Genomic DNA, 19,248 nt, shown 5'->3' with positions numbered 1-19,248 from the left:
TCTGGTGGTGCTCGCATCTCAGAAGTTCCGCCTTCCGCGCACGGTGATGCGGTACGGAAACTGCATACCGACGGGCGGCCGATCGAGCCCACGCGCTGAAGCGAGGATTGCCGTAAGCTTCCTGACGGTATCGTCGTCGCCGCGGCCACGGGCGCTGACAAACCTGACGCCGGTCACGCGCCCATCGGTCGTGATCGTCAGGTCGAAGTCCGCGGAGAATGCCCGCCGATTGACGGTGTCATCACCGGAGACGCGCTCCTGCAACTCGGCGCTCATGTAGCGGCGATAAAACCCTTCGCTCACACCGTTGCCGGCAGGCGAGGATCCGCAATGGGTGCCGAGGCACGTTCCCTTGCTGCCCGGCGCGCCTAAACCTTCCCCGGTGCCCGCCGAAAGCCCGAAATTGTCGGTACCAGCCTGCGCAGGCGCGTTGATCGAGACCGGCGCTGCCTGCTGCTGTGGCGCCTTGGGCGCCTCGCTCGGTGTCGGCTGCGCCTGCTCAGTCGGCTCAGGCGGCTTTTCCTTTGGTTGCGGAGGCGGCGGTGGTGGGGGTGGCGGCGGCGGCAGCATGCTCACGATCTGGGGCGACGGGGCCTCGACCGTGACGCCGCGCACCGCGGTCAACTGGCTGTAGACGAACCAGGCGAGCGCGAGAAAAAGCAGCCCTCCCACCACCGCGAGCAATACCGATCCCCCCAAGCGGGAGCCGCTCTCGAAATCATCATGGTCGACACGTGCGGCGGTCATCAGCCCGCCCTCTCGACATGCCCGACGACGCTCCGGTGCTGCATGGCCTGTATCAGCACGGCACGCCGGCCAACCCCATCGCCACACCGGATACGGAGTCCCGTCCCCATGACGGACGCGCGAACCTGCCGGGCGCCAGCACCCGGGGCGACGCCCGGCCATATTCCTGATGTCGCTCGGTGTGCCATCTCAGGCGCCCGCACTCGGCTTGCCGGTAACGAGACCAACCTTGTTGAGGTCGAGTTGACGGCACAGGTCGAGTACTTCGGTAATCTTGCCATATTGCGCTGTCTGGTCGCCCTTGAGCACGATCGGCACATCCGGGTTACTGGCCTTGGCATTGCGCAGGCGCGTCTCGAGATCCGCGAGGGTCACGGGGAACGCGTCCATGAAGATCTGCCCGTCGGTGGTGACCGTGATGGCGATCGTCTTGGGCTGGACGAGACTCTGCGCGGCGCTCGCCTTGGGCAGGTTCACCTTGATGCCCTGCACCGAAGCTGTCGCCATCAGGATGAAAATGACGAGCAGCACGTAGGCGAGATCGAGCATCGGCGTGATGTTGATATCGTCATAGGCTTTGCGGCGACTGTTGATCTGCACGGGTTCGTCCCTCCCCTCTCGCTTATTCAGCTGCTTGCAGGACCGGCGACGACGCCAGATCGGCCTGCATCTCGGCGAGACGGGTGATGAGGCGGTCGACGAACACGCGCATCTCATCGGACAGCGCGGAAATCCGGCTGTTGAGATAATTGTACCCGAACAGAGCCGGGATCGCGCAGGCGAGGCCGGCAATCGTTGCCATGAGCGCGGCCGCGATGCCTGGCGCGATGGCATTGACGTTCACGTCGCCCGCCAGCGCCACCCCGCCGAACGTATTCATCACGCCCAGCACGGTGCCGAGCAGGCCGATGAACGGCCCCCCGGAGATTGCGATGGTCAGCAACACCATCCACCGATCGAGCTTCTGGTTCTCGGCGACGACCTCGGCATCGACCGCAGCGCGCATCGCCTCGACCGCCTCACCGGTCAGTGGCTTGCCCTTGCGGACATCGAGCTCGTCGATCCCCGTCTCGTAGAGGTGCGCAAGTGGCGCCTTCTCGATGAAAGCCAGCTCCTTAGGACCCAAGCCCTCGACGCTTTTCATGCTGACGAGGTGTTCGTTGAGTGCGCGGAAGCGCTTCATGAACACTGCGTTCGCGCGCAGCGATCGATTGAGATAGCGCGTCTTGCCGACCATCACAGCGATCGCGACGACGAGGATTATCATACACAGGCCAATGATGAACGAGTCGATGATCTCGACCTTGCTCAGTACGAACCAGAAGGTGCCGCCACCCGCGCTCTGGCGCTCGGCGGTGTCGGCAACGCTCAGGAGCTTGTTAGAAGGCCCTTCGGACTGAGCGTTCGCGAGGATCATCGCAGCCGGGCGGGCGGTCTTCGACAGACGGGTCTCGTCCAGTTCGCCGGTGAAGGGACGGCCCGGCGCGCCGCCCAGGGTGATCGGTCCATCTAGCGCCGGGAGCGCCCCCGCACCGCTGGCCGCCTCCACGCCATTGGCATAGAGGCGCAACGTCTGGCCGTCGGACACGAGCGAGAGATGCGTCCACTCGCCCGCCTTGAGTGGTGTCGATCCCTGAATCCGCTGCGCACCGACCAGCGCGAACGGAACGCCATTGGCAAGACCGACCACCAGCGGCCCGCGCGCGAAGATCGCCTGTTCGCCGGCCGGCTGATCCTGCTTGACCCAACTCTCCAGCGTGAGGGGCGCGGCGGCAGGCATCGCCAGCGATCCACTCGCCGGAATGACCAGCTCGCCCTGACCCGCGAAACGTGCGGCGCGGGCGATAACGCCATTGTCGTTGAGGCCCGGCGCGGCATTCTGCGCATTGTTCTTGTTCGCGGTGACGTCGCGTGCGGCCTGTCCGCCATTCTCGCTGAAATGATAGGCCGCGATCGTGTCGGGATCATAGGTTCCGGCGATATCGCCGCCCGCAGGCGCGTTCTTGTTGCCGAAATAGAGCCACAGGCGGCGCCTCTCACCGCCATTCATATTGGGCACGGAGACCCAGAGCGCGGCAATGCCGTTCGCCGCGTCGAACCGCTCGATGTGGAACGGCAACGGCGTCTTGCCGTCACTGTCCACGATGCGAAGATCCGCACCGTTCTCGAGTGCATCGGCGAAGGTGAAGTTGCCGTTATGCAGGCGGACCAGAAGAACCGTGCGGCCGATCGCGCCGCTCAGGTTCGCTCCTGATGGCGAAGTGTCGATCGTTACCGCCTTGCGGTACGGCCAGTCCTTGTTCCACCAGCCCGCATTGTCCTGGGCAATGGCCGGTGACGTGAACGCGATCATCGCGATCAGCCATGTGAGAAGAATTCGGCCCACTGTCGGTCCCCCGTTCCTGTACAAAATTAGAACTCGCCCTTGAGCGAGAAGCCGTAGCGCGGGTCCCCGCGTCGAGTGACGGGGCCGTTCGTGACCGGGACGCCGATCACGAATTCGCCCGAGAGATATTTGAGGAGCCGGTAGCGTATGCCGCCGCCGAAGCTGCCTATCCGGAAGCTGCCGGTCTGTCCGAGCGCCGGCGCTCGGACATGCGCGTAGCCGAAGTCCCCGAAAGCATAGAAGCGCAGCTGGTCAACATTGCTTCCCAGATATGAGGCCAGGTCAGGCATCTGGGCTTCGAAGGATTCGATGAACCCGTCATCGCCCACCGCCTCCGAAACATAATAGCCGCGGACATTCGTCATACCGCCGATACCGAACTGCTCGTTAGTGACGAGCGGCGAGTCCGCAAGCTGTCCGGTGAAGCGCAGCGCCAGGATATAGTCGCCGGGGAAGGTCTTCGAATAATTCATGTCCAGATTGAAGTGGACGAAATTCTCGTTTGCGTTCAGCGATCGCCCGCGCAGGAAATCGACGGGCACACCGATCCCGCCCCCCGGCAGCGTACAGGTCGGGGCGTTGCCGGGATCGACATCGCCAAGGGACTCGCACTTGGTACGCTTGACCACGCGGAAACCGGCCGTCGCGCCGAATGTCAGCCCATAGGATTCAGTGTCGCTGGTACCGGCCAGCGTATATTCCGCCACCAGCGGGACATAGCGGATCGGCGCCGGATCAAGAGGCTCCTTGCCCAGGAAGATACGCTCATTGAAATCCTTGAAGTCGGCACCGAAGCTGATCTGTTGGAAGGTATCGCTCGGCAGACGATAGATCGCGCGCAATCCGATCTGGCCGCCGTCGCCGAGCACGTTCGTGCCGCCCAGCGCCGCGACATTGCTGTTGGATTTATAGCCGTAGAGCAAGAAGGACCAAGGCGTGCCGATCAACGGTGCATTGTAGGACGCCGAGATGACAGCGCTCTGCCTGGTATCCTGCGGTGCAAGCGAACTGGTGACGGAAAGCGTGTGCCCTTGCCCAAAGAGATCGCTGTAGCGAACCGTGCTGCTCAGGCGCAGCGACTTGGTGTTCGGGCTATTGTCGTTGTTCAGCTCAAGGCTCGCGTGAATCGGCGAACTGTCATCGACTTTCAGGTCGACGTCGAGCGTACCCGGCACCTGCCCGGGCCGGAAACCCGGGTCGACAGTACGGTCCGCGACACGATTTGCCTGGGCGACGTCACGTTGAAGCGCCTTGAAATTGATCGGCTGCCCTTCGACCACGGAGGGAATCTGGGCACGGACGATGGAAAGGGGATGGTGCCGGGATCCAACGACGCGGACCCGTCCAACCGGTGTCTCGTTCACAGCGAGCTGGACGATCCCCTGCGAGAAGGTCTCTTCCGGCTGCACCGGAATATCGATGAGGACCGCTTCGTAACCCTTCGAGGCATAGGCTCCCTGCAAAGCCTTTTGCGCCGCCATCACGTCCTCATTGCTGCGATCGGGCCCGAGGAACGGATAGATCAGCTCCTCGATCTCGGCGGCGGTCAACTTGGTCGCGCCGGATACGTCGATCGCATTGATCATGAACTTGTCCGGCGCCTGACGTGGACCGGACGGCCCCGTCGTTGCGGCAGCCGCCGGCGTTTCCTGTGCCATTACGGCTGATGGAGAAAAGGCGGCGCCCGCCGCAAGCAATGCAATGAGCGCAACGCCGCAGCGGCGCATATGCCAGCGACCAGGCCCGGTGATGCCAACCTCGATCCCAAAATTGGAGTCGACATCGCGGGGGAATGCAAGGGAGAGCATATTCGAGCGATCATCCAGCATGTCAGATTTGAATCACGCCGGCGCTGAGCGCGAGCGCCACAGCATGGATTCTGTTCAAGGCGCCGAGTTTGCGAACGGCACGGGCAAAATAGAGTTCGACCGTCCGGGTCGCGATGCCAAGGCTCGCGGCGGTCTGTGACAGGCTCGCGCCCGACGCGGCATAACGCAAGCAGTTGACCTCCCTGTCGGTAAGAATGCTCGCGGGGTCGTCGCGGGCGGGTAGCAGCGCCTTCGCGCGGCAATGAAATGCGATCGCGAGAAAAGTGAGATGCCGGGCTTCCGCCCGCGCAATGGCAGCGGCCTTGACCTCGGTGCCGCCCAGGAGGCTGAGATAGGCAGGGCCGGACAGATAGTCCTGGACCGGTATCGCAATGCCCGCCTCAACGCCCCGCGAGCGCTCGACGCTGAGCCATGCCCGCTGACGATCAGGGAGTTCCAGATCGTCGCGGCTCGACCATTCAAACGGATGAAACGATACGAAAATCTTCGGCGCCGCCGGGTCGCCGGCACGCCATGGATCGTCGGATACCCCCAGAGACGACACGAAGCGAAGCGGCGGGCGCTCCACGAGGCCACGCGATTGAACACGGTGTCCGAGATGGATGTATCGACCGCCCGAGAAGCCATGCGCGCGCGCGCAGTGATCGAGCTTGCTATTCAGATCTTCCGGGGAATGGCACGTCTCGAGGCCGGAACCCGCAAGCGTCCACGCGACCGACGGAATCTCACCACCCCATGCTGCCATGGGGGCCGCATGCAACGCATGACTGACTTGGTGCTGGAGAGCACCGTCCGCAAACATTCAATCTGCCCCAATTCGTTCCCTGTTAAGAAGGACACGTCGAGGGGGCGAATCTGGCAAAGAAGATTTATGACACTCATGACGCCTAAGTGTCATAAATTATTCACACTATCGGATTCATAAGATTTCTCCCGAAAGTATTACGTCATTTTACCTTTTTCTTCGACAAAACGCCCCATTTCCTACAGTAAGATTATTTTATCAAAATCTAAATAACCGGATCGAAACACGTTAAACTTCTCCATCATTGTGGATTATCAGATGATCGGCGCCGATGGTGGCCGGGTTGATGCTGCAGCGCAAAAATTCTTATCGATCCGGTCTCGGGCGATTTCCTGAACCAGCCGGCGAACGACATGGGAAAGAAACCTGGCGAAATGGCGCACGACTATCTCTCGCCGCTCGTAAAGCAGGTCGCCTCAGCCTATCGTCTCAAGAGATGTTCGTTTTCCGTTCGACCCGATCATTCCTGGTGTCGCTGATCGCGCCTGTCGCGAGCATGGTCGTGCCGATCAGCAACGCCGCACTCTCGCAACAAACGGCAGCGGATCAGAAGATCGCGTTCGACATCCCGGCCCAGCCGCTCGACAGCGCGCTCGCCCAGTATTTCCAGGCTTCGGGAGTCCAGCTTCTCTATGACAGCAGCCTGACACAAAGCAGGCGCTCCGCCCCAGTGCGTGGCCGCTATGCCCCGCGCGAAGCCTTGCGGCGGCTGCTGACCGAAACCGGCCTGATCGTCCGCTATAGCCGAGCCAATGCCGCGATCATCACGACGTCCTCCGCAACCTCTTCTGAGGGCCCACTCATCCCGCTGGGGCGCGTCGTCGTTCGCGAGCGCATCGGGACCGCAATGCTATCGCCGGCCGAGCGCCTGGCCTATTATAATCAGCTCGAAACCGAACTGCAGACTTATCTGCGAGGCGACCGCCGCACCGGTCGACTAGTATTTGGTATTCTTGTCGAGCTTCGGGTGAACGACGACGGCAAGCTCAGCGACGTACGGCTCGACCGGGGAAGCGGCAATCGCAGGGTCGATCTTACCGTGATCGACACACTGCGAAGCGCAATCGTATCTCCACCTCCCGACCGGCTCGATCAGCCCCTCAGGATAGCGCTAAAAGGAGTCAGGCGTTGATGTCGGCCCCGCAGCAATAGACAATCGTTCGATCCGACCTGCTGGCCGGCCCGCGATATGGCGACTGCAATCGGGAAATCGCGATCTTCCGATCCTGACTATGGTTTCGACTAATCGGCCGGGCCGTCTTGCTGATCGAACTCTTCCCGACTCCGAACCATCGCCGAACGACCGCCTTCGACACCGCCCTTCCGATTCAAAGCTCCTTCTCGGAGCGCCCCGGACAGGGATTGCCTGATCAGGCGTCGCAGTCGTACCGCCGACCTGAAGGCAGCTTCATGCGTCGGGCTGCGGCCCCTCCATCGGCTGAGCTCGGTCGCGTCACGCTGCGTTGCCTCGCCCGATAGGAGGCGATTTAGAAAGGTCAGCCCCTCCAGGCGAAGTCGGACGAGTTCGCCACGAGACGACCGCGCGGGTCGTCGACAGAAAGATTCCACGCCGCGAAGCCAGGTCTCCACAGCGCCGACAAGAAGGCTGCCTTTGATCAGCGCGGCCTGGAGAATCTCTCTCACAATGGAACGACGCTAAACGTCACCGGTCAGACCTGAGCGAGACCACTTCCGAAGGCGATCACCACGGCGCGGATCTTCGTCTCCGCACCGAGGGTGATCATCGCCTTCTGGAGATGATATTCAACCGTTCGCTTCGACACGCCAAGGATATCCCCGCTCTCACGGATGGTCCAGCCATGGGCTGCCAGACGAAGGCATTCGATCTCACGAACGGAGAGCTCTGGCGCCCAGCTTTCGACCTTGACCAGTTGCTTCGCCAAAGCATGAAATTGCGCCGCCAGGAAGGCAAGTTCGGGCGCGTGCTCCGCGATGAGGCACTGCACGGCGCTTTCATCATAGCCAAACAAGCTGAGATAGGCGGGCCCGTCCGCGCTGTCCTGCACCGGCACCGCGACACCTGCAGCCACGCCACAGGCGCGCTCGCGCTCAAGCCACATGCGCTGAAGCTCAGTCGGGTTCTCGCGCGCACGCGTGGACCAGGCGAACGGGGCAAAGGCGGTGCGAACACGTTCGACGTTCGGATCACGCGCCAACCAGTCTTCCTCCTGATCTTCCTTGCGATCGGATGTCGTCAGGAAACGGACCGGTGTATCGGCGCGATCGTGGGTCCACCAGCGCCTGCCGATATGGACATAACGGGCTCCGTAGAATCCGAGCCCACGGGCGAATTTCAACAGCCATGCCCGGAGATCAGCGGCGCTCTGGCAGCTGCTCACGGTCGGCAGGCTGGATCGAATCTCGAGCTCGATCTCGCGCCGCACCGCCGGATAGGTCCCGATCTCTCGGGACGGCCCGTTTTCACCTGCGAGTTTGAGCGCTTGCGCACCGACCATAATCTTCACCCCCGAGCGGCTCCTATTTCTAAGGACACTTCGAGAGGGATAAGTTGGCAGATAAATCTTTGTTACATTTTTTAGACAGGTTATTCACAAAATTGTAATACTGCAACAATCAACTCAGGATGACGACATTGCCCGGCAACCTCGTGATTTTTGCCCCCAGAGCCAGCTCAGCCTGACTAAAGAACTCATCCAGACGATTCATGTAATAGGTGCCAGTCAAAGAGCGTGCGGCGAGCTGTTTATTTGCCAAAAACACCCTTCCCGGACGGTAACGATTGATCTCGTTGATCACGGCTGGCATCGGCATATCCCGGAAAATGAGTGTTCCGACCTTCCAGGCGGATACAACCGTGGTATCGACATTGCTCAAGATCGCGCCGATGCCCGTGTCGTTGTAACGGACCTGATTTCGGGTGTTGAGCAACCGCTTCTCCCCGGACCAATCCACTTCGACCTGACCTTCAAGACAGGTGATACAGACATCGTCGCCATCGCGACGCGCGTTGAAATGACCGTCGCTGCCGATGCTGGTTCCTTGCCCGGCGACGAGCGCCGCCTTGCCTGACCGGCCATTCGTCACGATCGCCTCGCCGCTGATGAGTTCGATCGCGGGAATTGTCATATCTGGACGCAGGCCGATGCTGGTGCGCGTATTCAGTTCGACATTCGCCCCGTCCGCAAGCTGCACGAGCCGACGTTCGCCCGTGCCGGTGCGATAGTCAGCTCGAAGCTCCGAGGCCGAAGGAACCAGATCCATCGACCGACCAAGCAAGAGCACGCCCCCGGCAAAAGACGCGGCAAGGGCGCCCCCGATCAGGCCCCTGCGGGAGAGCCGTGCGTGCGCCGCACTGTTCAGCGAAACGACGGTTGCCTCGGACACGCTTTCGACATTGTCGGTATCGTTGCTCGCGATCCGGATCCTCGACAGCATGCGGGCAGCATTGGCGGCATCGGCCTCCCGCACCCGTCGGCTCAGCCGAACTGCGGAACGAAATGCTTCCTCATGCGCGCGGCTGCGCATACGCCAGGCGACGAATTCGACGGCGTCGTGCTCAGTCGCGGTGCCGGACCGCAGATGCGTCAAGTGGTCGAGCCCCTCCAGTCGGAGGCGCGCCAGCTCGGCATCGGTCCATCGCGTCCCTTCCGTCATCCCCGAAAGCCAGCCACATGCTCTGAAAGGAGCGCCGCGCACAGGATCATGCTCACGCCCTCTTATTTAGATGACACTTGAGAAAGCCGATTTTGCAACTCGGCTGCACATAAATCTTCCGTCGCCTGATGAACATGGCGATTTGCGAGTAGCAGCTCGTGTCGAATTGTCCGCTCGGAGACGTTATTTTCCAAAGACAACTCCTTGTATGTCGCACCTTGTGCCCAGAAGCGCCGGAAGATCGTCCGCCTTCGCTCGGGCAGACTCAGGAGCGCTGCTTCGACAGCCGCGAGCTCCGATCGCGCTTCCGCCGCGCGCACGGGATCAGGTGATTCGTCGGGAATATCGATCAGCGTTTCGACCTCGAACGCGGACAAATGCCTGGCCTCGCTCCGTGCCGAATTGCTCGCAATGTTAAGGGCCATCGCCATCAGGTAGGAACGCGGATTATGTACCTCGCCCTCGATCTCGGCGCGATGTAGCCGGACATAGGTGTCGTGGAGCGCGTCGTTAGCGAGTTCGGTCGAGCCGAGCCTGCCGGCTAGGCGACGCTTCAGGTCCGGATATGCGGAAACCAGCAGCGCGACGAGGATATCCCGAGCGGACGTATTCATCGGCCCGGCGCTCGCCGCGAAACCGTCGCTTGAGCCGGGCTCACGCGCGCTAGCCGCCGGTCGATAGGGCGAGTTGGTGCAGGAGCGACGAATCTATCTCGATCACGAAGTCCATACGCGACGGCAAGCCAGGCGGGATTGGCGGCAGCGGCTGCGACCGCTTCAAGGCGTCGAGAGCAGCATCGTCCAACAATTCGGACCCCGAGCTTTCCTGCACCCAGCTGTCGAGCACGTTGCCCAGGCGGTCGAGCCGGAACGCCAGATAGGTGATACCGGAGAGCCGCAAGCGCTTTGCCTCGCCGGGATAACGGCTGTTGCGCGCGACGATGTCATAGAGTCGGCGCTGATATTCATTGAGCTCGGCGGCGGATGCTGCTGCTGGCGCACCACCGCCGCCGTCGGGTGAGGATGACGCCGTCCTGCTGCTGGCCGCGACATTCGCGAACTTGACCGGCTGCGTTGCCACCATCGGCCGCGTCTGCGCGGTACCAATGCCGATCGACGCCAGCCGTCGCCTGGAGAGTGCCGGACTTGCGACGGCCTCGCGGGAAGTGCCTTCGGCCTCAAGCGGAATGAGCTCAACAAGCAAGGGCCTGCGCGACTCATGCTGGTCAAGCACGCGCGGCGGCGTATTCCAACCCGAAAAGAAGAGTCCGCCCATAATCGTTCCATGCGCGACGCAGGAACACGTCAAACCCCAAATGTTGATTCGGTTCGGGCCAGGCATGAAGACTCGCATGAAGTCGTGACAACCGCTCTCTATAGACCACGCAGATTGGACGGCAGTGTGACATGCATCAGCTCGCCGGGTTCACCGCTAGTAAAAACCCGAGCCACACGTCGAAAATTTGGTTTACCGGCAATCGTACGCGAGAATGCCGGGTGCAGCCGAGTTTTTCAATATTTCAGCGCGTTACGTCACACCTCCCTGCTCGCCCATCACCTCGTGTAGAGATTGTCCCACAATGGATTCGATTGCTCGCCGCCTATCACTTGCCAGCGGCGCTGATCCCTATAGCGACGATCTGCACGTGGCCTTTCTTCGCGAAGATCTATGTTGGCCCGCAGACCTTCCGTCCGATTCCAATGTTGCTGGCGACGATGCGCGACATATCGTCGAACATTGCTGCGACGGTGGGAAACGCAAGAAGGGTTCGAATATCCACATGGTGGTCGATACGCTGAACCACCTGCTCGCGCTCCATGCGACGCCTGCCAGCGCGGAGAATCGCAGTGAAGTGGAGCGGCTCGCACGCACCGGGCAGGCCGTCACCGACGACCAAGTCGAGATCGCGTCTGTCGTACGGGCGCTCCCGCGCAGAACTTGTCCTATAGCCCATCCATCCATGCTCGCACGGATGCTGCGCCCTTAAAGCCCGGGCTCATACATCTAGCCACATCATTGCCGGACACGGGACTGGCGGAGCCGATACAGGAATCGTCCAGCGTTGTCTCAACGGGCAATAAATAGGGCAACAAGGCTATCGATCAGGCAGATCAGCCCCTGGATGACCAATCGGCAGAAGCACGGCAGCCTGTCTCGTCGCAACGGCCGCCGAACCTTATGAAGGCTGCTTCGCGATGGGCATAAGATGGCCCTGCGAAGCAGCCAAGCTCCAGTCGTCGGCGCTATGCCCTGCCGGCGGTGCTTTTATTCGTCACTGAAAACGGCCGGCTGCACCGGGCCGTCGAATTGCGAGCCAAGCTTGCCGAGCGTAATCTCCTCGATCACGGAGGTGGTGAGAGTTGGGCGATGCCACTCGCACTGCGCACTCTCCGCGGTTTCATCATCAGTCCAGACGGAGGCCATGAGATTTCCCTTTTTTGCTTGTGAAACAGCATGGAGGATCTCGCAGCGCCGAAACGACAGCCGTCCCTCCACGGCGTCGCCTAGACCATTTTGGTCATGAGCCATCTAGCACCTTACCCAAAATGGGTCACCCCCCATACTCGATAGCCCGGGACCTCTCGCCAGGGCAGACTTGATCGGCTAGGCGCCGCCGATGACACGGCTTTTCGGTTTCTTCCTCCGCACCGCGACCGATCCTGCCACCTCTTCCCGCCTCGAAGCGATCGGCCGCGCGCGACTTGGCGCGCCTGTCTATATGGACGGGACAGCGATGCTCTGGGGCCCGGTACCGCCCCGCTCCCGCGCGCCCTTTCCACTGACGATCCTCAGCGACGGAACCGTCCATAACCGGCGTGAACTTGGCAGCGAACTCGGTCTCGCATGCAGCCTTCCGAGCGATGCCGAGTTGCTGCACGAAGCATTCGCGCGGTGGGGCGAGCAAGCATATAAACGGATCCACGGCGACTGGCGCATCGTCGGCTGGAATCCGGCGGCCCGCACTTTGTCGCTGGCGCGCGATCCGTTCGGCAACACCGCCCTTTATCATCATGCCGCGCCAGGCGTTTTCGCCTTCGCGTCGTCACGGGAAGACCTGCTTGCGCTCGACCTTGCCCCGGTGGCGATGGACGAACTCTATGTCGCCCAGACGCTCGTGTCCTGGTTCGCCTATCATGGCGAGCGGACCGTGCATGCCTCGATCTCGCGGCTGCCGCCGGCGCATTCCCTGCGCGTGACGCCGGACCGGTTCGACAAGCACTGTTATTGGCGACTGGAGGACGTGGCCGATACGCGGCTTCCGCGGCGCGAGGACTATGTCGTTCGATTTCGCGAACTGTTCGACCAGGCAGTGCGCGATCGCCTGCCGTCAGAGGGCGGCGTTGCGGCAACGCTGAGCGGCGGGCTCGATTCAGGCTCGGTCGCCGTCACCGCCGCTCCGATGCTGGCCGAAGATGGAAGGCGGCTCTCCGCCTATGTCTCGACACCGATCCATGATCCGCGCGCATATGTCGGCCGCGGCATCGGCGACGAGTATCCGCTGGCATCGGCCACCGCGCGGGCCGGCGGAACGATCGACCTTACCCGGATCGACGCGGCGAACGTCTCGCCGATTGGCGCGATCCGCGAGATGCTGGCGATCACGCGCGAGCCTGAGCACGCCGCGCCCGGCTTCTTCTGGCTGCTGGACCTTTTCCGGACCGCCGCGCGCGACGGCAACCGCCTATTGCTGCTCGGCCAGATGGGCAATGGAGGTATCTCCTGGGACGGCGATCCGACGTCGCTGCCGCTTTGGCGCCAGATCGAGCGTGACGGGCTGGCGGAAATGGCGAAGCTCCGGCTGCGCCGCCTGCTGCCCTGGCCGATGGAACGTCTCTATCGCCGCCTGCGCGCACGTCCCGACTATCCGAGCACCGCGATACGGACCGATTTCGCGCACCGGATCCGGCTTGGCGAGCGCTGGCGCGACGATCGCGCCGAAGGGCCTTATCGGCGCTGCCGCGAGCAGCGGCTCCGGTTCATTCGTCCGGGCGCGCTGAAGGTGGGCGCTCTCTATGCCGAGGTCGGCGCCGCGACGGGAATCTCGATCACCGACCCTACAGCCGACCCGCGGCTGCTCGAATTCTGTCTGTCGATCCCCGACTCTCTCTACGTCGATCCTCAGACCGGCGTCGAACGGTGGCTGGTGCGCGAAGCCATGAAGGGAAGGCTTCCGGACGAGGTCCGTCTCAACCGATCGATCGGCCGCCAGTCCGGCGACCTCGTCCCGCGGCTGCGACAATTCGCCGGCGATGTGGAAGAAGCTCTGGCCGAGGTGGCACGCGGCCCGGGCGCCGAATATGTCGATGTCGCGCGGATGCGCCGTGTCTGGCAGCAGGTTCAGGTCGAGGATAACGGCCAGGCGCTGAACCTCGCGGGCACCGTCCTGACGCGCGGCCTGATGGCGGGCCTGTTCGTCAACGGTTTCGGCACGCGTTACTGAAACGGGCGCGGGGAAGCGGAAGCATGTCTCATCTTCACCTTGCCCATGGGCTGGTTCTTTCCCTGCCGTTCGCTTGCGACGAACTTGCTGTCGCCAACCCCGGAGCGATCCCCGATGTCATGATATGCGAGGGCCATGTGCCGCCCGCGCTCGATGATGCCCGCGTGCGCGACGCGACTCACGAAGCTTCACCGAATGCCTATCTGATGCGTGCCGGGCCCGGTGCCGGTCAATTCCTCGCGGAGCATGGCAACCGCATCCTGTTCGAGCGCGGACCGCAATGCGACGAGGCGCTGTTCCGGCACGTGCTGCTCAACCCCATGCTGGCCGCTTTGCTGCGCCAGCGCGATCTGCTGGTGTTGCATGCATCAGGCGTGGTCTCGCCGGATGGGGTGGTGCTGGTCTGCGGCGATTCCGGGGCGGGGAAATCGACCACCGCAGCCGCGATGACCCGCCTCGGCTGGCCACTGCACACCGACGACGTCAGCGCCCTGAGCCTTGATCGGACGGAAATCATTGAGGTCCCCGCCGGCGCACGGCACGTCCACCTATTCGAAGAGGCCTCGGATGCCCTGGCGCTCGACAGCCGGGGACTGGCGCGCAACGCGTGGCACAGGATGAAGATGGCAGTGCCGGCGTTTGTCGCGCCGGTCAGGCCGCCGCGGCGGCTCCATAGGATCATTCATCTCGAGCGCGGGCCGGTGCCGGCCGTGCGGATCGAGCGGGTGACGGGCCGCGCCAAGCTGCCTCTGCTGATCCACAGCGTCTACGGCCCCTATCTGATCGAGGCGATCGCGGCTCGCGCCATGCTCGTGTCGCGGGCGCTGCAGAGCGTCGAGATGCTGCGCATCACGCGCCCCGATACGGACTGGACGATGGACAGGGTCCTGGCGGCGATCATGGCTGATTGATAGCCCGCCGCATCGGGCGATCGGGCCGAACCTCTCCGCCTTGATAGGATAGGAAAGCAACGTTACGGCCCCCTGAGCCCACAGGCTGGCACAGAGCATAAAAGGGGTCGAGAAGGTGGAACAGCAATACCGGCCGATTGGCCTGGGCACGGTCGTCGTCCGCGATTCGTCCCTGCCGGCAACCGGCGTTGACGATGACCTCGTCATCCTCAACATCGCGACGGGCCGCTACATCGGACTCGACCACATCGGCCGCGAGATCTGGGAAAGGATCGCGACCCCGACGACCGTCAGCGGTCTCTGCGACACCCTCGCGCGACGGTATCGCGCCGGTGCCGATCGGATCGCGGAGGATGTCACCGCCTTCCTGCACGAGCTGGCCGACCAATCCCTGATACGTATCGCCGCCTGAATCCGTTTTCGTGTCGGAGAAGGATATGGCCATGCCGGGGGCAGCGCTTCGCTGTCTACGCTGGGATTCGGAAGGCGATCGGCGGCTTGCCGGGCTGACCGACGCAGATTGGCCCGACCTGTTCGCACTGGTCGAGCGAGGCGCCGGCCTCTCGTTGCTCGCTCGCCGGTTACGTCGCGCCCGCCTCCAGCCGCCGGCACCATTTGCCGCGCGGTTGCGTGCCCATGGCATGGCGGTGGCAGCAAGGACGTTGCAGGCGCGCAGCCTGGTGGCGGAAGCCATTGCCGCGACCGGGCGCCCGATGCTGCTGCTGAAGGGCATCGACCTTGCCGATCGCCTGTATGGCAATCTCGGGCATCGTCAGATGGGCGACGTGGACTTCCTGGTGAAGGACGAGGACGCGATGGCCTATCATGCCAGTCTCGTCACTCTCGGCTTCAACGCGGCGGCCGTACCGGATGCCGCCATGCGGTCGGCCGATTGGCAACACCACCTTATTTATACGACGCCGAACCCGAACCAGCTTCCGCTCGAGCTCCATTGGCGGCTGGCGGGCGACAGGCATGGCGCCCTGATCGACATAGCCGGAATCTGGTCGCGCAGCCTGGCTCATGACGCGCTCCCCCCGGGCGCCCGGATGATGGCGCCGGAGGATTTGTTTCTATATCTCTGCCTGCACCTGCAGCACCATCTCTTCGAGGCGCCGCTGACGAGCCTGTGGGATATCGCCGAGCTGCTCGACCATCCCGCGTTGCCGCTGGATTGGAGGATCATCGACACGCGCGCCGAAGCATGGGCGCTGACCGATACGGTTCGACTCACGCTTCATCTGGTCACGCAAACACTCGGTGTGCCCACGCGACATCTCCTCGACGGTGCCGCCGATCCAGCCACGACCACGCTACTGCCCGAAGGACTGGCATCGCTGGGCCTCTATTCCGGATCCACGACCATTGTCGGCGCCCGGCTAGGCCAGGCGCTGGCCGGCGAATCCGGATGGCGCGCGCGCTGCGGAACATTGCTGAGAGGACTTGTGCCGCCGAGGCTCGAAGTGCGAACTCGATATGGCCGGCCCGATCAGGGGCTCTGGGGCGACCTGCGCTCCTATGTAGTTCGCTTTCGTGCAATATCGCGCGGCAAGAGCGCCGTGCTTCTTTCCTGGATGATCAACAAGGATGATATCCGCCGCTCAATGACGCGGACCAATCGCCTGCGCGTCCATCTCGACCGCCAACGGCGATTCCCGCGCGAGCCGAAGTAACGATCTGCCTGAAGATGAGTCCGCCTGACAGCGTCCGTTCGCGGGAATAATGCAATCTCTCTGGGAGATTGGTGGAGCCGAGGGGGATCGAACCCCTGACCTCTGCAATGCCATTGCAGCGCTCTCCCAGCTGAGCTACGGCCCCATCGCCGCGGGCCTGGAACCCCGCGAAGGCGTCGCCCCTACCTAGGCGACGCGACCTTGGCAAGCGGTGTGATCATCATGCCGGTCGATTTTTCAAACAAAATTCAATGGGACGCCCCGGCCGAAGCCGAAGCGCCCCGTTTCATGCGATCAATGCTCGTCTTCGTCCGTCGGCGCTTCAACGCCGAGATCGTCGTCGCCGCCGAGATCGACCTCGTCGTCGGGCGAGGGCTCCTCATCTTCACCGGTGTCGATATCCTCATCGTCGTCGCCGACCAGGTCAGCATCCTTCTTGACGAGTTCGGGCTTCGGCGCGTCGAACGGCAGAGGCTGCTTGGATTTCAGAATCGGCTCGGGCACCCAGGTCGACCCGCATTCGATGCAGGTGATCGGATCGTCCTTGCCGAGATCGTAGAAGCGCGTTGCGCATTTCGGACACGACCGTTTCGTGCCCCATTCCGGCTTGATCATGCCGATTCGACCTTTCGAAGAAATGGGAGTTTTGCGAGATGGCCCGCAAAGTGGGGCGCGCCTTGCCATAGCGCAAGCGCACTGTCAAAAGCCCGCGCCAATGCCGCACCCCCTGCCCCGCCCGCTCGAAATCCTCCCCTCCGGCCCGCTGCACGGCACCGTCGCCGTGCCTGGCGACAAATCGATCAGCCACAGATCGCTGATGCTGTCGGCGCTCGCGGTCGGCGAAAGCCGGATCGAAGGCCTGCTTGAGGGCGAGGACGTTCTTGCCACTGCCGCCGCAATGCGGGCGATGGGCGCCGATATCCAGCGCGGTAGCGACGGCATCTGGACTGTAAACGGCGTCGGCGTCGGCGGACTGCTCCAGCCGGAAACCGCGTTCGACATGGGCAATTCGGGCACCTCGACGCGGCTGCTGATGGGGCTGGTCGCGAGCCACCCGATTACCACCACCTTCACCGGGGACGCCTCGCTGTCGAAGCGGCCGATGGGCCGCGTGATCGAACCGCTGTCACGCATGGGCGCCGACTTCACGTCGAGTCCGGGCGGGCGCCTGCCGCTGATGGTGCGCGGGCTGAACCCGGCGGTGCCGATCGACTATACGTTGCCGGTCGCATCGGCGCAGGTGAAGTCGGCGATCCTGCTCGCCGGCCTCAACACGCCCGGCATCACCCGCGTGATCGAGCCGATCGCGACCCGGGACCACAGCGAACGGATGCTGCGCGGCTTCGGCGCAGAACTGAGCGTCGAGGAAACGAATCAGGGGCGGATCATCTCCCTCGTCGGCGAAGCCGAGTTGAAGCCGCAATCGATCGTCGTGCCGGGCGATCCTTCGTCCGCGGCCTTCCTCGTGGTCGCCGCGTCGATCGTTCCGGGATCCGACGTGCTGGTAATGAATGTCGGACTCAACCCTACGCGCGCCGGCCTGTTCGAGGCGCTGCGCATGATGGGCGCCGATATCGTCGAGGAGAATCCGCGCATCGTCGGCGGGGAGCCCGTCGCCGACCTGCGCGTCCGTCACGCGCCACTCCGGGCGATCGAGGTGCCAGCCCATCTCGCGCCGAGCATGATCGACGAATATCCGGTGCTGTTCGTCGCTGCAGCCTTTGCGGAGGGGCGGACGATCGCCCGCGGCGCGCATGAACTGCGGGTCAAGGAATCGGACCGCATCACCGCGATGGCCGACGCGCTGGGCGCGTGCGGCGTGGCGGTCGAGGAATATGAGGACGGCGCCGCGATCCAGGGCAATGGCGGCGGACCGATCGCGGGCGGCGCAACGATCGCCTCGCAGCTCGACCATCGCATCGCGATGAGCATGGCGGTGGCTGGCCTCGGCGCTAAATCGTCGCTTACCATCGATGATGTGTCGCCCATCGCAACTTCCTACCCTATGTTCCTCGAAACGCTGGACGCGTTGAAGGGTTCGCAAACAGTGGCAGCATCATGATCATCGCCGTCGACGGACCGGCCGCATCGGGCAAGGGGACGATCGCGCGGGCGCTCGCCAGGCGCTACGGCCTGCCGCATCTCGACACCGGGCTGCTCTATCGCGCGGTTGCCGCCAATGTGCAGCGACTTGAACTCGACCCCACGATAGAGGCCGACGCGGTAGCTGCCTGCGACTTCGACGAGCACCTGCTCGACGATCCCGAACTGCGCAGCGATGAGATCGGCAAATGCGCCTCGATCGTTTCGGCGCATCCGCTGGTGCGGGCGGCCCTGTTCCATCGCCAGCGCCGTTTTGCGCACCAGCCGGGTGGCGCGGTGCTCGACGGCCGCGACATCGGCACCGTCATCGCCCCCGAGGCCGACGCCAAGCTGTTCATCCGGGCAACCCCGATGATCCGGGCCAAGCGCCGCCACGCCGAACTGCGCGAGCGCGGATCGCAGGTCAGCCTCGACCGGGTCCTGGCGGACATCCGCGCCCGCGACCTGCGCGACAGCACGCGGGGCGTCGCGCCCCTGGCACCGGCCAGCGATGCCGCCTTGCTGGACACCAGCTTTCTCTCTATAGACGCCGCCATCCAGCGGGCGATCGCGCTCGTGGAGGCTCGGACAGCGGCGCAGGTGGAAACACCCTAGCCGGGCGAGGCGCGAAGCGGAAACGGCACCCATCCCGGACGGATGGCACTTGCCGATCCTGCTTACGCGCCCTTTTCGCTTTGTCGGTGATCTTCGCGAGGGCGGTGGACGCTGGGCGTCGCG

Annotated in this window: 20 protein-coding genes and 1 tRNA gene; 8 read left to right on the top strand and 13 right to left on the bottom strand. The window is 63.4% G+C overall.

Annotation, left to right across the window (positions count from 1 at the left end):
• Positions 1-18 precede the first annotated feature (18 nt).
• The 5 genes from NDN01_RS03600 to NDN01_RS03580 form a co-directional block, all read right to left on the bottom strand.
• Positions 19-747, bottom strand: coding sequence for a TonB-dependent receptor (locus NDN01_RS03600; RefSeq protein ID WP_272625896.1), 729 nt, complete (start codon positions 745-747; stop codon positions 19-21).
• Positions 748-936: 189 nt separating this feature from the next.
• Complete coding sequence (locus NDN01_RS03595; protein WP_272625894.1) at positions 937-1,347, bottom strand: ExbD/TolR family protein; 411 nt, start codon at positions 1,345-1,347, stop codon at positions 937-939.
• 22 nt (positions 1,348-1,369) lie between these two features.
• Positions 1,370-3,133, bottom strand: a complete 1,764-nt coding sequence (locus NDN01_RS03590) for a DUF2341 domain-containing protein (RefSeq protein WP_272625892.1) — start codon at positions 3,131-3,133, stop codon at positions 1,370-1,372.
• Positions 3,134-3,159: 26 nt separating this feature from the next.
• Entirely contained in the window at positions 3,160-4,719 is a 1,560-nt protein-coding gene (locus NDN01_RS03585; protein WP_272625891.1) for a ShlB/FhaC/HecB family hemolysin secretion/activation protein, read from the bottom strand.
• A 244-nt stretch (positions 4,720-4,963) separates the two neighbouring features.
• Complete coding sequence (locus tag NDN01_RS03580; RefSeq protein ID WP_272625889.1) at positions 4,964-5,764, bottom strand: helix-turn-helix transcriptional regulator; 801 nt, start codon at positions 5,762-5,764, stop codon at positions 4,964-4,966.
• A gap of 274 nt (positions 5,765-6,038) precedes the next feature.
• Between NDN01_RS03580 and NDN01_RS03575 the strand changes: the two genes are divergently transcribed.
• Positions 6,039-6,899 (top strand): secretin and TonB N-terminal domain-containing protein, encoded by an 861-nt coding sequence (locus tag NDN01_RS03575; RefSeq protein ID WP_272625887.1) that lies wholly within the window; start codon positions 6,039-6,041, stop codon positions 6,897-6,899.
• Between the two features lie 110 nt (positions 6,900-7,009).
• Here the strand turns inward: NDN01_RS03575 and NDN01_RS03570 are convergent, their stop codons facing one another.
• The 5 genes from NDN01_RS03570 to NDN01_RS03550 form a co-directional block, all read right to left on the bottom strand.
• Positions 7,010-7,336 carry a FecR/PupR family sigma factor regulator gene (locus NDN01_RS03570; RefSeq protein WP_272627995.1) on the bottom strand — a complete coding sequence of 109 codons (327 nt, stop codon included), beginning with the start codon at positions 7,334-7,336 and terminating at the stop codon, positions 7,010-7,012.
• Between the two features lie 101 nt (positions 7,337-7,437).
• The gene (locus NDN01_RS03565; RefSeq protein WP_272627993.1) at positions 7,438-8,244 is read right to left on the bottom strand and encodes a helix-turn-helix transcriptional regulator; all 807 of its coding nucleotides are present in this window, start codon (positions 8,242-8,244) and stop codon (positions 7,438-7,440) included.
• Positions 8,245-8,362: 118 nt separating this feature from the next.
• The gene (locus NDN01_RS03560; protein WP_272625885.1) at positions 8,363-9,403 is read right to left on the bottom strand and encodes a FecR family protein; all 1,041 of its coding nucleotides are present in this window, start codon (positions 9,401-9,403) and stop codon (positions 8,363-8,365) included.
• Between the two features lie 62 nt (positions 9,404-9,465).
• Positions 9,466-10,017, bottom strand: a complete 552-nt coding sequence (locus NDN01_RS03555; RefSeq protein ID WP_272625883.1) for an RNA polymerase sigma factor — start codon at positions 10,015-10,017, stop codon at positions 9,466-9,468.
• A 49-nt stretch (positions 10,018-10,066) separates the two neighbouring features.
• Positions 10,067-10,744: a TonB family protein gene (locus tag NDN01_RS03550; protein ID WP_272625881.1), complete on the bottom strand. Its 678-nt coding sequence runs from the start codon at positions 10,742-10,744 to the stop codon at positions 10,067-10,069.
• A gap of 238 nt (positions 10,745-10,982) precedes the next feature.
• Between NDN01_RS03550 and NDN01_RS03545 the strand changes: the two genes are divergently transcribed.
• Positions 10,983-11,390: a hypothetical protein gene (locus NDN01_RS03545; protein WP_272625879.1), complete on the top strand. Its 408-nt coding sequence runs from the start codon at positions 10,983-10,985 to the stop codon at positions 11,388-11,390.
• A gap of 278 nt (positions 11,391-11,668) precedes the next feature.
• Here the strand turns inward: NDN01_RS03545 and NDN01_RS03540 are convergent, their stop codons facing one another.
• On the bottom strand, positions 11,669-11,932 hold the full coding sequence (locus NDN01_RS03540) for a hypothetical protein (RefSeq protein WP_272625877.1): 264 nt from the start codon (positions 11,930-11,932) through the stop codon (positions 11,669-11,671).
• 88 nt (positions 11,933-12,020) lie between these two features.
• Between NDN01_RS03540 and NDN01_RS03535 the strand changes: the two genes are divergently transcribed.
• The 4 genes from NDN01_RS03535 to NDN01_RS03520 all read left to right on the top strand — a co-directional run bounded on the left by NDN01_RS03535 (position 12,021) and on the right by NDN01_RS03520 (position 16,428).
• Positions 12,021-13,844 (top strand): asparagine synthetase B family protein, encoded by a 1,824-nt coding sequence (locus NDN01_RS03535; RefSeq protein WP_272625875.1) that lies wholly within the window; start codon positions 12,021-12,023, stop codon positions 13,842-13,844.
• A 137-nt stretch (positions 13,845-13,981) separates the two neighbouring features.
• On the top strand, positions 13,982-14,755 hold the full coding sequence (locus NDN01_RS03530) for a hypothetical protein (RefSeq protein ID WP_272625873.1): 774 nt from the start codon (positions 13,982-13,984) through the stop codon (positions 14,753-14,755).
• 115 nt (positions 14,756-14,870) lie between these two features.
• Positions 14,871-15,167 (top strand): PqqD family protein, encoded by a 297-nt coding sequence (locus tag NDN01_RS03525; protein WP_272625871.1) that lies wholly within the window; start codon positions 14,871-14,873, stop codon positions 15,165-15,167.
• Between the two features lie 25 nt (positions 15,168-15,192).
• On the top strand, positions 15,193-16,428 hold the full coding sequence (locus tag NDN01_RS03520) for a nucleotidyltransferase domain-containing protein (RefSeq protein WP_272625869.1): 1,236 nt from the start codon (positions 15,193-15,195) through the stop codon (positions 16,426-16,428).
• A gap of 69 nt (positions 16,429-16,497) precedes the next feature.
• Here the strand turns inward: NDN01_RS03520 and NDN01_RS03515 are convergent.
• Positions 16,498-16,573 (bottom strand) — tRNA-Ala (locus NDN01_RS03515).
• 149 nt (positions 16,574-16,722) lie between these two features.
• Positions 16,723-17,043: an FYDLN acid domain-containing protein gene (locus tag NDN01_RS03510; protein ID WP_272625867.1), complete on the bottom strand. Its 321-nt coding sequence runs from the start codon at positions 17,041-17,043 to the stop codon at positions 16,723-16,725.
• Positions 17,044-17,143: 100 nt separating this feature from the next.
• On the opposite strand from NDN01_RS03510, the gene aroA reads away from it, so the two are divergent.
• Both aroA and cmk read left to right on the top strand, forming a co-directional pair.
• Positions 17,144-18,490, top strand: a complete 1,347-nt coding sequence (gene aroA / locus NDN01_RS03505; RefSeq protein ID WP_272625866.1) for a 3-phosphoshikimate 1-carboxyvinyltransferase — start codon at positions 17,144-17,146, stop codon at positions 18,488-18,490.
• On the top strand, positions 18,487-19,125 hold the full coding sequence (gene cmk / locus NDN01_RS03500) for a (d)CMP kinase (protein ID WP_272625865.1): 639 nt from the start codon (positions 18,487-18,489) through the stop codon (positions 19,123-19,125). Before aroA ends, cmk begins: the two co-directional genes overlap by 4 nt.
• Positions 19,126-19,248: the final 123 nt, after the last annotated feature.

Source organism: Sphingomonas sp. QA11 (assembly GCF_028473665.1).
Classification (GTDB): domain Bacteria; phylum Pseudomonadota; class Alphaproteobacteria; order Sphingomonadales; family Sphingomonadaceae; genus Sphingomonas; species Sphingomonas phytovorans.
The sequence above is the reverse complement of the archived record's forward strand: the minus strand, read 5'-3'. Positions and strand labels throughout refer to the sequence as shown.